Source organism: Rickettsiales bacterium Ac37b (assembly GCA_000746585.2).
Classification (GTDB): Bacteria; Pseudomonadota; Alphaproteobacteria; order Rickettsiales; family Arcanibacteraceae; genus Ac37b.
Window position 1 is genome coordinate 1445333 of the sequence record CP009217.2, and the last position, 15883, is coordinate 1461215.

The following is a 15883-nucleotide window of genomic DNA, read 5'->3' on the forward strand; positions in this document are numbered from 1 at the left end:
ATATTGATGTATTTTTAAAATAAGGTAAGCTCGTTTTTGATGAGTTTGCCTTATTTTATTTTATATAGCTTAAGCAGTTTAAATATTACTTTATCGTTCGTTGTGCATGTACTATTTTAAATTACTTTGGCTATAAATATAGTAAATTAAAAGAGCTTAATTTGCTATCGTTTAATTGGTAATTGGCTAAATCATTTTATTAAGCCAATATTTTTAAAATGTATAAAAAAGTAAAAAGATGGAAATTAGAAATATTGCAATTATAGCTCACGTTGATCATGGTAAAACAACTTTAATAGATAGTATGTTACAACAGAGTGGTACCTTTCGTGATAGCCAAGCTGTTTCAGAAAGAGTTATGGATTGTAATGATATTGAAAAAGAGCGTGGTATAACTATCTTAGCTAAGTGTACTTCAATTAATTTTGATAACATAAAATATAATATTATTGATACTCCTGGCCATGCTGATTTTGGAGGTGAAGTAGAAAGAGTACTATCAATGGTGGATGGGGTAATATTACTAGTTGATGCATCTGAAGGACCTTTGCCGCAAACAAAGTTTGTATTATCTAAAGCGCTAAAAATTGGTTTAAAGCCGATAGTAGTCATTAATAAAGTGGATCGTCCTGATAGTCGTACTAATGAAGTTCTCAATGAAGTGTTTGATTTATTTTTCTCTTTAGATGCAACTGAGGAACAGTTAGAATTTCCAGTTTTATATGCTTCAGGTCGTAATGGTTGGGCGACTGAAGAGGCTGATATAATAGGGGAGAATTTAGAGCCATTGTTTAATGTAGTAAAAAGGCATGTAAATGCACCAGCTGTAGATTTAAATGCGCCATTTGCTATGCTTGCAAGTATTTTAACTATGGATCCATATGTAGGACGTATTTTAATAGGAAAAGTATATTCTGGGAGTGCAAAAGTTGGATCTGTAGTTAAGGGTATTGATTTAGAAGGTAAATTAATTGAAAATACTAAATTAACTAAATTGTTTGGTTTTAAAGGAATTGAGAGAGTGCCAATTGAAGTGGCGGAAGCTGGGGATATAGTAGCTATTGCTGGATTTGATAAAACTTCTGTTGCAGATACGATATGTGCCCCTTTAGTAGAAACAGCAATTAATTCTACCCCTGTTGATCCACCTACTATGTCTATTACTATTAGTGTAAATAATTCACCATTTGCAGGTCGTGAAGGATCAAAAGTTACCTCGCGTATGATTTTAGATAGACTAGCAAAAGAAGCGGAAAGTAATGTGGCTATAACTTTGAGTATTTCTCCGAATGGAGAAAGCTTTGAAGTTGGCGGTAGAGGTGAATTACAATTAGGTGTATTGATAGAAAATATGAGGCGTGAGGGATTTGAACTATCTGTTTCAAGGCCAAAAGTATTATTTAATAAAGATGAAAATGACCAATTATTGGAACCAATTGAAGAAGTAATTATCGATGTAGACGAAAATCACAATGGTATTGTGGTTGAAAAATTATCTAGTAGAAAAGGTGAATTAAAGGATATTAAGCCATCTACTGGCGGGAAAGTACGTATTATATTTAATGTTCCATCTAGAGGATTAATAGGATATCAGAGTGAATTTTTAAATGATACGCGTGGTACCGGGGTATTAAATCGTATCTTTTTAGAGTATCAGCCATATAAAGGTAAAATTGTTTCAAGACGTAATGGTGCTTTAATTTCTAATTCAACTGGAGAAGTAACTGCCTATGCTTTATGGAATCTAGAAGACAGAGGCGTTATTTTTATAGCTCCTAGAACAAAGGTTTATGAAGGTATGATTATTGGAGAACATAACCGTGATAATGACCTTGAGGTGAATCCTATTAAAGGTAAACAATTGACGAATATACGTGCTGCTGGTAGTGATGAAAATATAAAACTTACGCCATATAAAGTTTTTACCTTGGAAGAAACTTTGTCTTATATAAAAGATGATGAGCTTGTGGAAGTTACACCTGAGAATATTAGATTACGTAAAAAGCTATTAGACCCTAATGAAAGAAAAAGAGCTAAATCTAATAATTAGAAACATTATTGTTAATATCTAATTTATAAATTAAGATAGTTAATAGCGGATTCAGTGACATAAAAAGGATGGAGTTGAAAATTTTTAATGTTCCTAAAACCCTTAGAACTCTATTAATGTGTGAAGAGGAGGCTATAATTACCTCTAGTCTAATAAGAAAAGTTGCTGTAATGATAATATTGCTGATGCAGCAAGTATTGGCTAGTGAGGTTATGATGCCTCCTGAAATGTATTATAGGGTCAGATAATACCTCCTTTTTGCTTTAGTAGAATAACAGTCGATAGTAGTCGTTTTGACCCCCTTAGTCTTGAAGAATGCATTAAAAAAGATCCAAATCTAGAGATGTATGAAGATTATCCAGAAGAAATTTCTGAAGGATTTATGGGTTACAGAGGTCGCTATAAAGATGGAAGCTCAGAGATATATGATCGATATAAGTATTTAGGAAAAATTGATAATGTTCTGATGATATGGAGGCAGTGGTCAGGAGGTGGAACTGGTCATTTTAGTGATATTAATCCTTTAAAGCGTGTTAAAAACAACTTCATATTGATTAAGGATGGTCCAGGTGGAGACCGTTGTAATGGCAGCATTACAGATGCTAAAATAGAAAATAATATACTTATATATAAGCAAAATATTACTTCCTCTAATATGTTTGATCTTCTTAACCATCAAAGTAATATAGTTAAAGATGAAGATTTGATGAGAATATTTAAAATGGTTGAAGAAAATTATGATTTATTAGATAGTTGTGCGATATGTTGTATAGGTGAGGCTGAATTTTATGGAGATACCCTAACAGCAATTAATTTTAATGAGGTAAATTATGAAAAGAGCTTAGAAAATCAATATCAAAATTGTTTTAATCAAATTTCTCAGAAATATATAACTGAAGGTAAGAGACGTTTAATTCTTCCTGAGATACAAAATTTTGTTGAAGAATTTAAAAAATGTATTAAGTTATCTGAAATTCGCTAACACACACTGTTTTTTTACTATAGAAGTGATGTCCATCTTTGCTATATTAGTGGTGGGAAAAAATGTTAAGAAGGTGCGATGCTGTTTTATGGTACTAAACTTAAAGATAATTGCAAAATTAGATCTATCTATATTCGTTGTAAATCCTGTATGTATCAATGCTTTTATCAAAAGCAATTAAGACTAGCTGTATAGTTTCAAGGGTTGATGGATTAAAAAGAAGTTATATAATAAGAGCAAGAGAGAATATGTAATCGAGAGGAATTATGGGACATTACATGGCTGCGCCAAGGCCACGTACGCAAATTCAAATATTTTTACTATATTAATTGTTATAGGCAGTTTATATGTTTAACCTACATAAAAAACTATTTTTTGTAAGTATTTAAAACAATATTAACTATATTAGAACTATTTAATTCAGCTTCACCATACATATTAGTTATATTATGATTATGTTCAATAAATCGATCCGGTAAATGTAAAGTTCTAACTTGTAATGAACCATTAAGATATGAATTATTAGCTAAAAATGTTAATACCTGTGTACCAAATCCTCCAATACTACCTTCTTCAATAGTAATAATTAGTTTATGATGGGTAGCAAGTTGTTTTAATAAATTATAATCTAAGGGTTTTGCAAATCTTGCATCTACTACTGTCGTGCTAATATTATGTTCTTGCATGAGTATATCAGCAGCACTCAGCGAATCTTTAAGACGTGTTCCAAGAGAAAAGATAGCAATGTCATTTCCTTGTTTTATAACTCTACCTTTTCCTATTGGTAATATTTTTTCTTCGGGATTTAGCATGATAGGTGATATCGATTCACCACGTGGATAACGGAAAGCACAAGGAGAATCGTTAATAGCAGCAGCAGTGTTGATCATTAATTTTAATTCATTTTCATCACTGGCAGCCATTACTATAAAATTTGGCAAAATTGTAAGAAAAGATATATCAAAGGAACCAGCGTGCGTTGGTCCATCTGCTCCAACTAAACCCGCACGATCAATGGCAAAACGTACCGGTAGTTTTTGCAATGCAACGTCATGTATAATCTGATCATAAGCACGTTGTAAAAAAGTAGAATAAATAGTAACAAATGGTTTAAGACCTTCACATGCGAGCCCTGCAGCAAAAGTTACGGCATGTTGTTCTGCGATACCTACATCAAACATTCTACTTGGGAATTCTTCTGCGAATAAATTCAGTCCAGTACCTGATGGCATCGCTGCAGTAATAGCTACAATTTTATCGTCCTGCTTAGCAAGATTAATTAAGCTTTTAGCAAATATTTTTGTATAAGTATCATTTTGTTGAGTAACTTTCTGTTGTATACCAGTAGAGGGATCAAATTTGCTTACCGCATGGAATTTTTCTTTACAGTTTTCTTTGGAATTAAATCCTTTACCTTTTTCTGTAACTACATGAATTAATACAGGTTGGTTAAAGCTGTAATCATCTTTTATATTTTTTAAGACAGGTAATAGATCTGTTAGATTATGACCATTAAGAGGTCCAATATAGTAAAAACCCATTTCTTCAAAAAAATTACTATGAGTAGCAATAGTTTTGGCACATTGTTCTACACGCTTTGCAGCATGTTCAATGGATTTAGGTAAATGGCTTAAAAGTTGTTTTGCCCTATTGCGAAAATTTAAATAAGGGCTGGAGGAAATAAGTTTTGATAAATAAGTACTTAACGCTCCAACGGGCCTGGAAATTGACATATCATTATCATTCAAGATAACTATTAAGCGCATATTCATTGAACCAGCATTATTCATTGCTTCATATGCTAAGCCTGCGCTTAAAGCTCCATCTCCTATAATTGCAATAACATCTTTTTGTTCTTTTTTTAGATCTCTTCCCACTGCCATACCTAAGGCTGCGGATATACTGGTTGAGCTATGACCAGTTCCAAAACTATCGTATATACTTTCTGCGCGCGATACAAAACCTGAAATTCCGTTTGCCTGCCTTAAAGTGTGCATTAAGTTTTTCCTACCAGTTAATATTTTATGCGGATAGCTTTGATGTCCTGTATCCCATAATAATATATCATGTGGAGTATCAAAAATATAATGTAAGGCTACTGTTAATTCTATCACCCCAAGTCCTGCACCTAAATGTCCTCCAGTTTTAGATACTATGTTGATTAATTCTGTTCGAAGTTCCGCACATAGTAATTCTAATTCGGCTATAGATAATTTTTTTAATGATTGTGGATAATTAACCATATCTAATAAACGTTTATGCTCTAAATGTGGTAAAGAAGTGTTATGGGCCACAATATTATTCCTTTAGATAACTAGTTTTGTGTATAATTAAGCTGAAAGTTGATTCAACTTTTGGAAGCTTTATACTGTTATTAATTATAGTGTAAAAGCGTTAATAACATTAAAATATTAAATTTAATCTAATATAGCTTTTATTTATTATGTTAGTTAACAAATTATTTATACTAGCTCTATAACATTATTAAGTATGTTTGTAAATATTTAACAAATTATTGCTATATTTTCTATGATCCTGAAATAAGATCGTATAATAAAATTATTATCTTTTGGTATAAAAGCTAGTGTTTGTTTTGATACCAAAATTAATAAAATTGGAGTATAGTTAATAAAATATATTATAAGCTTTTATAATTATGTAAGGTAAGGAATTTTATGGCTAGTACTGGTAAATTACAGGCAGATCCTTTATTCGTAGGTTTAACGCGTCCCACTATGTTTTTAGGAGTTAGCTTTCCTTTTGTAATATTATACAGTTTAAGTTGTATGATGTATTTTATTAATAGCTCTGATTTAAGAACTTTTATAGCTATACCGGTGCTCCATTTAATAGGATATATAATATGTTTTAAAGAGCCATTGTTTATGGAGTTGTTTATTTTAAGGGCACAAAAATGTACTCACTGTAAAAACAAGCTATTTCATGGAGCAAATTCGTATGATATGTATTGAAGGTGAGTAGTAAATGATAAAGCTTGCTATTACACGTACAAAAAAACATAAATATGCTGAAAAGGAATACTCAGCAGGTCATTTTATTCCTTACCATTGTCATTGGAATAAAAATACTATCTTAACGAAAAAAGAAGAATTAATGCAAATAATCAGGATTGGTGGTTTTTCTTTTGAAACTGCTGATGATGAAGATGTGGATATCAGAAAAAATATTCGTAACTTATTATTTAAAAATATGAGTTCTGGTAATTTAGCGATATATTTTCACACCATTAGACGTAAACAAAGTATCGTTTCCAGTGATGATGATTTTTCAATGGATCCTAATATTAAAATTAGCCAGAATTTTGCTACCTATGTAGAAGATGAATGGCGTAAAAAGCATATCTCACACCTAGCTTATGTAAATGAACTTTATGTAACTATAATACGCAAAGCAGATACTAAAGGTGCAGCAATTGTAGAGCATTTATTAAAGAAATTTAAACAGAGAACTGATAAAACAGCTTGGGAAGCTGATATGAAAGAAGCTTATGAAGAGCTGGAAGAAATGGTTGGTAGAATTATGACTACTTTTCGGGATTATAATCCCGAACTACTTGGAGTAGTCAAAACTAAACATGGCGTATTTTCAGAGATGTTAGAATTTTTAGGGAAAATAGCAAATTGTGGTGTTTCTATTCCTGTCCGTTATCCTCATTCCACTATAGACCATTACCTGCCTCATCATAGATTATATTTTGGTAATAAATCTATAGAAGTTAGAGGAGCTATGGGGCGTAAATATGCTGGTATAGTTAGCATTAAAGAATATGGTCCAACTACTTCTGCTGGTCAGTTTGATGGTTTTTTACAATTACCATTTGAATTTATTATGACCCAGTCCTTTACTTTTACTAATAGGCAAGTTGCTATTAATAAAATGCAGTTACAACAGAATCGTATGATTCAATCAGCAGACAAAGCTGTTTCACAAATAGCTGAAATATCACAAGCGTTAGATATGGCAATGAGCGGTGATATAGGGTTTGGAGAGCATCATTTAACTGTTATGTGTATTGAAGATACGCCTAAGTCTCTTGAAAATGCATTAGCGCAAACGGTAGTAGAATTATCTAATGGTGGAATACAGGCTATAAGGGAAAAGATGAATTTAGAACCGTGTTATTGGGGTCAGTTACCGGGTAATTATTCATATATAGTACGTAAAGCTGTAATTAATACGTTAAATTTAGCAGGATTTGCTTCGCAGCATAATTATCCTCCAGGTAAGCCTAAAGGTAATCACTGGGGAGATGCGGTAACAGTTTTAGATACTACTTCTGGTACTCCATATTTTTTCAGCTTTCATGTAAGAGATGTGGGTCATACACTCATTATAGGTCCAACTGGTGCTGGTAAAACTGTACTTATGAATTTTCTCTGTGCTCAGGCGCAGAAATTTAAATGTCGTATGTTCTTTTTCGATAAAGATCGTGGGGCAGAAATTTTTATTAGAGCATTAGGTGGTGTGCATATTAACGTTGATCCTAGTAAGCCTTGTGGTTTTAATCCTTTGCAGCTTAAAGATAGTGGAGAAAATAGAACTTTTATACTTGAATGGTTAAAAATACTAGTCACAATTCACGGGGAAATTTTATCGTCTGAAGATATAATGTTGTTATCATCAGCGGTTGAGGGTAATTATAAATTAGCTCAAAAAGATCGTGTATTACGTAATATTGCTCCCTTTCTAGGTATGGAAACTGGGGGCAGTATAGCAAGTAGGTTAGCTATGTGGCATAGCAAAGGATCTCATGCTAGGGTTTTTGATAACAAAGAGGATTATTTAGATTTAGAAAAGGAAAGAATATTTGGTTTTGAAATGGCTGAATTGCTAAAAAACCCTATTTGTCTTGGTCCTGTCCTTTTGTATCTATTTCATAAAATTAATATTTCACTTGATGGCACGCCTACTATGATAGTACTAGATGAGGCATGGGCACTTATTGATAATCCTATCTTTGCTCCTAAAATAAAAGATTGGCTTAAAGTATTAAGAAAACTAAATACTTTTGTAATTTTTGCAACGCAGAGTGTAGAAGATGCTAGTAAAAGTGCCATTAGTGATACTTTGATACAACAAACCGCTACTCAAATATTTTTGCCTAATTTAAAAGCTACAAGTGTATATCGTACGGCCTTTATGTTAAGTGAACGTGAATATATTTTAATCAAAACTACTGATCCAGCAAGTCGTTTCTTCTTAGTAAAACAGGGTACTAATTCTATTGTAGGAAGAATAGATCTTTCGGGTATGAATAATATTATAAATGTATTATCTGGTAGGACAGAAACTGTATTATTGCTAGATGAAATCCGTAAGGAAGTTGGTGATGATCCAGATGTATGGTTACCTATTTTTTATGAAAGGGTAAATCGGAAAAATGACTAGATATGCACTATATAGAGTTCGAATATTATCTATGCCTATAATGTGGTTATTTGGTATTTTAAAGATAATACTATTATTATATATATGTGATAATTTAATTGTAGATAGTTTAGCGGGGGTAGGTAGTTGTTTAGAGGATAATAGCTGTAAAAGTGATGCTAGTTGTTTAGTAGAAGATGATATTAATACCAATATAAATAAATTTATTTCTCGCATGGCGGAATATAGTATTTTTATAGATGGATTTGATATGAATGCTTCAGATGCAGAAGGAGAAAAGCCTGCATCAGGTGCTAAAACTTATAGTGATGGTACACCTATTTTATATGATACTGCAGGTAATGTGTTACCGTTATGTAGCGTTCCTACCCAGAAAATTAAATTTTGTTATTCTCCAGTTGGTGGCTCTAGGCAATGTTTTACAATGGATCCAACTAGTGTTACTGATAATTATAAATATATCCAAGGGGCATTTTTTCGATCAATAGATACAGGATCAAAAATTTGTATACAAGTCTTAGGCTCCCTAGGTTGGACTACAATGGGGTGTAAATATAATACTGCTGGGAGTACCATGAGCTTAGCATATGATCCATGTTATGTCTCACCTTCATGTGCTGATCGTGCTAAACAACATTCTAAGGGATTCTTTCCAATGAGTTCGGTGATTGTAGAATGTGTTAAAGAAAGTGTAGAAAAAGCTATGCTTAGTGAAGAAACATGTAAAGATGAACATGGTAATGTTAAGGTCAATATTTTACCTCAAATGCAAAATGCTCTGCGCAAAACAGTTATGTCTGCTCTGATGTTGTATGTAGTTTTGTTTGGTATTAGAACTGCTCTAGGTCCAAGTGCTCCTGATAAAGGGGAGTGGTTTGTATTTGTTATGAAAATGATTCTTGTTTTATATTTTTCTGTTGGCATTTATATGGGAAATAAAACAACAAATCCTCATTCCGCATATAGTGTTAATTCATCTTATGAAGATGGTCTAAGTAAGTATTTAGTTCCATATTCTATGGGTATTGCAAATTCGCTCGCTAATATAGCTTTCCAAGCTGGTGGTAATTCAAACTTATGTTCATATACACCCTGTACATTATGTCAACATTGTGCTGGATGTGTTGATTATGATCCTGGGTATGAATATCTAGCATTGTGGGATGCTCTAGATTGTAGAATAGCATTTTATTTTCTGATTGTAGCTCCAAAGGATGCAGCAGGTCAAATAGGGGGTAGTGGTATAAATTCTTCTGTGCCTTTGCCAATATTTAATTATAATATATTTTCTGCAATTGGCGCGGCTTTCTTTTCATTACAAATATTGTTTATTATATTAGCTTTGTGTTTTGCAATTTTATTTGTATCAGTGTGTGTATTTTTTATACATACTTATGTGATTGCTCTTATTGCTATTGGTATAATGATATATATAGCTCCTATATTCGTGCCTATGGCTTTATTTAAGCCTACTAAGGCTTATTTTGACGGCTGGAGCAGAATGCTCTTATCGTTTATTATGCAACCTATGGTTATTAGTGGTTTCTTAGCTTTAATGCTTACCATATTTGATCAGGCATTTTATACTAATTGCGAATGGAATAAATCTGTGGTATCGGGAAGTACGCCTTTTTTTGAATTCGCTACCAACCAGCCAGATGCTTGTCAAAAAAGCTTTGGTTACGCAATGGCTAAAATGTTAAGTAGTGATAGCGTTATATCTACAAAGACTGCTGCTATTTTCTTTGATATCTCAGTATTATCATCTCTGCCTAACAATGTATTTAATGGATTATTGGTCATTGTAATATTTTCTTGTTTATTTTACTTCTTTGCTGAGTCTGTATCGGCGATTGCAGCTGATATTACAGGTGGTCCAAGTTTAGGAGCTCTTGCAATTGGTCCTAATGCAATTACTAATAAAGCTCTAGATTTAGCAGAAAAAGCTGTAAATCTAGTAATGGCCGCATTTACTGTTGCAACTGCAGGGGCAGGAGCAGGTGTTACTGTTGCTACTCAAACTGCAAAACAAGCTGCAAAAGAAGCAGCAAAGCAAGCAGTTAGAGCGGGGGTCAAGGCCGCTACAAGCGCTGTGAAAGAGGGTACGAAATCAGCTTTGCAGTCAGGAGCAGAGTCTACCACTCAGAGAGGAGGCAATACAAGTAATAATCAAGCAACCAAATCACAAGGTATATCAGCTAGGACTGATTTTGGTTCTTCTTCAGAGTCTAGTTCTGGTGCTTCTAGAAGTGAGACAGTAACTAGGAAAGATTTATCTAGCAGTAGTTCTAAATCTACGGAGGATAAAGGATAAAGGATAAAGATATGCAATACCCTTTGACGATAATATTTATACTGCTTAGAAGCTTTAATTATATAAGGCATTATACAAAGATTATGTTGTTGGTGATGTTAATAATTACTATTAATGCGAAGCCTGCAGCTGCTGGTTGGGATAGTTGTATAGATGATAACAATTTATTAAATGACCTTTTAGGTGCTGTTGGAACACTCGGTGTCAGCTTAATAATAGAATCTGGATTCTCAATGAAAAGTAATGAAGATTGTGAAGGAGAAAAAGCATCAGGAAAGTGTAGTGATATTAATGGAGAAAGTACTCCTTCATATCCTTCCGGAAATAGTAATGGTGCAGTTTGTGACGATAATAATAAGCCAGTTATTAGATGTAATACCCCTGTAATGGTTGATAAATATTCTGACCCGAATTATACAGGCCCATATACCAATGATCTAAGATTTAAAATGAATGGTGCTGCTTCATTTTTTATAGGTATGTGGAGTGGTAGTACCAAAGGATGTGATGGCAATATATTGAAAGGTTATACATGTAGGGCACAAAATGGTTATACCTATGGATTATTAAAAAATATTAGGGTTACAGTTGTTGGAGATAGGTTGTGTGTTCAATATTGGAGCTTTACTGGTTGGCAAACTTTAGGGTGTAAGTATATGGTTCCTCCTCCGGAAATAACTTTTATGGCAGGGTGTTATGTAGGTACCTCATGTACGAGTTTAGCCTCAAGATATTCTTTGAGTTTCTTTCCTATTACTGGGGCTCTTATGCAATGTGTGAGAGAAACCATTTTTAAAGTATTTGTTGATCCAGCATCTTGCGCAGGTACCAATGGAATGAATGCTAATTTATTTCCTACTTTCCAAAATAATATGCGTAAAATAGTCCAGATATTGGTAGCTTTAACTATTATAATTTTTGGTATCAAAATAGCACTTGGTGGAAATATTCCTAAAAATTCTGAAATTTTTATCTTTATAATAAAGATAATATTGGTGGCATATTTTGCAGTAGGGATATACAACTCTGATACTGGTCGTTATGAAGATGGCTTAACCAAACATATCATTCCTGGTTTTGTAGGAGCCGCGAATGATTTATCCAATATGATGTTTCAAGCTGGTGGAAGCCAAGGTTTGTGTAAATATAATGTAAGTGAATATAAATCTGGATATAGTTATTTAGCATTATGGGATGCTTTAGATTGTAGAATTGCCTATTATTTAGGTTTTAATAATGCTTCGAATTTGGCTGGAGTTGGATTGTCTTTGATATTTTCCTTTATTATTCCAGCTTTATTTAGTTTCCAAATAATTTTTGCTGTTTTTTGTATATTATTTTCTATATTTGTCATATCAATTGCGGTATATTTTGTGCATACTTTTATTATAGCTTTGATTGCGCTGAGTATTATTTCTTATTTGGGGCCAATTTTTATACCTATGGCTTTATTTGGCATTACGAGATCCTACTTTGATGCTTGGTTAAAATTAATGTTTTCATTTGCGCTTCAGCCGGTAGTAATTAGTGCATTTATGGCATTAATGCTTACCATTTTTGATCAGATATTTTATGGTTCTTGTACTTGGAAAACTATAGTTTTACCTCTTACTAAATTTAAATTTTTTGTACTCAATCCTTCTCTCGATCCTGCATGTATTAATACTTTTGGATATAATATGGATTTAGTTAGTAAATCTAATTCTATTTTAGAGTTTACGGCTCTTTTCTTTAAAGTAAGCATTTTAAATATAAGTGTAATGGTCAAATTAATTAAAGGTATGCTTGCTGTTACTCTCTTTGCTTACTTATTCTATAGTTTTGGTAAAATGCTAAGTGGTTTTGCTGCTGAAGTAAGTGGAGGACCAAGTTTAGGTGCAATGGCAGTGAGTCCGAATGCTGTTGTAGATGCAGCGATTGATTTAGCCATGAAATATGCAGATGCAAAAACAGGTGGTGCTGCTTCGAAAGCTAAGGGAGGTGTGGAAGCGGCTGGTGGAGATGGAAGTGATTCTAGACCTCGTACTGGAGGAGTGAGTGCGACTAGTAGTGGTGGAGACAGTGGTAATAAAAGTTCTGGAAGTGGATCTGGTATTTCTGCTGCTTCAATGAAAGATATGGGTGATATTAGTTCTATGTCAAAATAGTGTTGGATATGAAAGTAATAAATAGATTTATTATAGTATATTTAAAAAAATGGACCGTAATACAAAAGAGTATATTGGTATTAACAGGTATAGTCAGCGAAGTTGGAATGGTCACGTTGTCGTTCGTCCCCTACCTAGCATTTAGTCGGTTTCGGATCCTCACTCCTAGTGTCATTCTCAACTTCCCTAACTCTAATGATTGTTTGTTACCTATAATACGTAATATGTCTATTATTGCGTTATTTTTTACTTTATCAGCATGTGATATGTTTGATATTGGAACTTGTTTTTTTAGTGATGTAAGTGTTAGTAATGATGGTAAGCAAGCAACTATGACTACTAAAACTGAGGTAACTGTTCGAGCAGATGGAAATTATTCGTCTTATACCATCGGATGTGGTCATATAAGTTGTAATATAGATACCAATCCTAGATGTCAAGTTGAAGATAATCCAACCGGTACAAAAACTTGTAGCATTGTACCAAGTGCTGAAAATTATGATCCGAATTGTAAACCAGGAAGCGATGGCGTCACTGGTACAATGACTTGTAACGCGGGGGATCCAGGATGTGTAGTTGAAAAGTCAAAAACTGGTACTGTAACTTGTACTAGTACAAGAGGACAAGCAGATTATGTGTATGGATGCCCGGATGAACCTGGTTGTACCAGAATTGTTCAAGATAATAATGAAACCAATTCAGGACAATGGTTAAATTCTGGTTTATGGATGGAATCAGGGCAGACACTAAATGTTAAAACCTCTGGTAATGTATATATATGTGGCACCCATGGTGTCAGTGAAAATAATGGTTTAGGTAAAGATTTTGCGATTAATTCCAGGAGCTATCAATGGACCGATACTGGTATTAATATTCAAAAAGGAGATTTATTTGCAATAGTTGTAGGAGAGCCACGTAAACAGGTAAATGATCAATTCGTGGATATATGCAATTCATGTACTAATACCAATTGTCCCCCTAGTTGTAATAGGTGGGCTACATGGAATGGTGGTTCGAGTGGGAAAGCGCCTGATGCGTGGAAGCCTCAAACTATTAATAGTAATAAAATTTGTTCTTCGGGAGGGTGTACTAGTGGTGGACAAGCTGAGTGGAATATACGAGGTATAGGATTATATGGGGTAATAGGAGCTAGATCAAATCCTACTGATAGTAGTGGCACATTTCCATTACAAAGTTCATCTTATAATAGTGAAGATCAACTTATTACTTCTTTTGAGTTTGTAGCAGGTACTAAAAATTCTTGTGACTCAAATAGTGATTTAATTAGCACACAAGGAGAGGGGAATTTACAATTTCGTATATGGGATTGTGATGATGCAAACAATTGTTATGGCGATAATATGGGGGGATATACAGTTTATGTAACGCATTATGGTTGTCCTGGTATTAATGGATGTCCTAATGTTAAATATGCTCCCAGTGGGGGGCTACAAATGCTTGTTACTACTAAAGATCCTAATAAAGAATGTATCTTAGATAGTCAGCATACTACTAAGGGGGACTGTGGTCAGTTTTTGAGTAATGCTAATGGAGGTAACCCAGTTAATAAAACTGGAAATGTTTGGGTAAGAGTTCAAGATACTACTTATAGTGATAATATAGGTAGCTATAAAGTAGAATTAAGTTATGAAACAGTAATGGATGGAACAGGATGTGATATTTCCAGTGGTTATTTTTCTGCTATTGTTTGCTATATCATGAACATTGTTAAAAGTACTTTATTTGATTCAAATACTGGTGCTATTCCGGTAATTTTTAATAAAATGACTTGCTCTAATACTACTGATAAAAGTACATGTTATGATTATTTAACCTCTATACGTGCACTTCTAACTTTATTTGTAATGATTTATGCTATTTCCTTTATGTTTGGGTTAGTACAAATTAGTCAATTAGATTTGGTATTACGTGTAATGAAGATGGGTTTGGTCTTAGCTCTTACTAGCCCAAATAGTTGGCAGTTTTTTTACAGCAACTTTTTTGATATATTTATTGATGGATCGGCACAGCTTGTTAACATGATGAATGGTAATGATGGTTCTGTTGCAAATCCTTTTACATTTGCCGATCATGTACTAGCGGTAATGTTATTTAGTAAAACAGCTGTCTTTAGATTAATAGCTTTATTATTTTCCTCAAAATTTGGCATAATATATTTAGTAATGATTTTATATGGAGTCTTTATATATATTGGTGCAATGTTTAAGGCTGTAATAGTATATATGATGGCTTACGTAGCAACAGGGTTACTAATTAGCCTAGCTCCTATTTTTATACCTTGTATTTTATTTAGTATGACCCGGCATGTTTTTGATAATTGGTTAAAATATCTAGGAAAATATGCTTTAGAGCCTGTTATCTTGCTTACAGGTTTAGGTATTTTAACGCAGATTTTATTAACAACTATAGGTATGTTTGGCTTTGCTGCATGTTGGAAATGTGTAATTCCATTTAATTTAGGAGTGCCTATACCTGGCGTGCCATCTATTCCTTTATTTTGCTTAAACTTTTTTGGCATATGGGGAATGGATAATATAGGCGGAGGTCATGGTATACTCTCAAGTATTATGGGTTTATTTCCCCAGATTATATTTTTTATTATTATAGTAAAATTAATCGACGAGTATGGTAGTTTTTCTCAAAAGATTGCTACTATTTTAACTAATTCTTTAAGTGCGCCTGCTATGGGAGGTCCCGGAGGAGCTGCAGGACAAATGGCTGAGGCTCTTACTGAAGCACCAAAACATTTAATAGGGATGGATAAGGGAAGTATAGGCAGAAGAAAAGAACGTAATAGAATTCAAGAAATGGCTCGTGAAGAGCTGGCACGTGAGAGCAAAAAAGAAGAATCTGATAGAGATCGTCCAAAAGAAAACAATACTAATGATAAAGTACAACAACCTAAATCAAAGGATGATGATTCAGGAGTAAGTGGTATAGTATAAATTAATTAAAAGAGT

The 15883-nt window shown here is 33.3% G+C and carries 9 protein-coding genes; 8 read left to right on the top strand and 1 reads right to left on the bottom strand.

The window, feature by feature from the left end:
* The first annotated feature begins 238 nt into the window (after window positions 1-238).
* From typA to NOVO_07265, 3 genes are all read left to right on the top strand, one after another.
* Window positions 239-2050 (top strand): GTP-binding protein TypA/BipA, encoded by a 1812-nt coding sequence (gene typA, locus NOVO_07255; protein ID AIL65794.1) that lies wholly within the window; start codon window positions 239-241, stop codon window positions 2048-2050.
* Between the two features lie 68 nt (window positions 2051-2118).
* On the top strand, window positions 2119-2298 hold the full coding sequence (locus NOVO_07260; protein AIL65795.1) for a hypothetical protein: 180 nt from the start codon (window positions 2119-2121) through the stop codon (window positions 2296-2298).
* Between the two features lie 95 nt (window positions 2299-2393).
* Window positions 2394-3032 (top strand): hypothetical protein, encoded by a 639-nt coding sequence (locus NOVO_07265; protein AIL65796.1) that lies wholly within the window; start codon window positions 2394-2396, stop codon window positions 3030-3032.
* Between the two features lie 368 nt (window positions 3033-3400).
* Here NOVO_07265 and dxs read toward each other — a convergent pair whose 3' ends face one another.
* Window positions 3401-5326: a 1-deoxy-D-xylulose-5-phosphate synthase gene (gene dxs, locus NOVO_07270; GenBank protein ID AIL65797.1), complete on the bottom strand. Its 1926-nt coding sequence runs from the start codon at window positions 5324-5326 to the stop codon at window positions 3401-3403.
* A gap of 381 nt (window positions 5327-5707) precedes the next feature.
* Between dxs and NOVO_07275 the strand changes: the two genes are divergently transcribed.
* The 5 genes from NOVO_07275 to NOVO_07295 are packed head-to-tail and all read left to right on the top strand — an operon-like array spanning window position 5708 to window position 15868.
* Window positions 5708-6004: a Type IV secretion system protein VirB3 gene (locus tag NOVO_07275; protein ID AIL65798.1), complete on the top strand. Its 297-nt coding sequence runs from the start codon at window positions 5708-5710 to the stop codon at window positions 6002-6004.
* Between the two features lie 13 nt (window positions 6005-6017).
* Window positions 6018-8441, top strand: a complete 2424-nt coding sequence (gene virB4_3, locus NOVO_07280) for a Type IV secretion system protein virB4 (protein AIL65799.1) — start codon at window positions 6018-6020, stop codon at window positions 8439-8441.
* The gene (locus tag NOVO_07285; GenBank protein ID AIL65800.1) at window positions 8434-10755 is read left to right on the top strand and encodes a Type IV secretion system protein virB6; all 2322 of its coding nucleotides are present in this window, start codon (window positions 8434-8436) and stop codon (window positions 10753-10755) included. Before virB4_3 ends, NOVO_07285 begins: the two co-directional genes overlap by 8 nt.
* Before the next feature lie 11 nt (window positions 10756-10766).
* On the top strand, window positions 10767-12902 hold the full coding sequence (locus tag NOVO_07290) for a Type IV secretion system protein virB6 (protein ID AIL65801.1): 2136 nt from the start codon (window positions 10767-10769) through the stop codon (window positions 12900-12902).
* Between the two features lie 8 nt (window positions 12903-12910).
* On the top strand, window positions 12911-15868 hold the full coding sequence (locus tag NOVO_07295; protein ID AIL65802.1) for a Type IV secretion system protein virB6: 2958 nt from the start codon (window positions 12911-12913) through the stop codon (window positions 15866-15868).
* Window positions 15869-15883 lie beyond the last annotated feature (15 nt).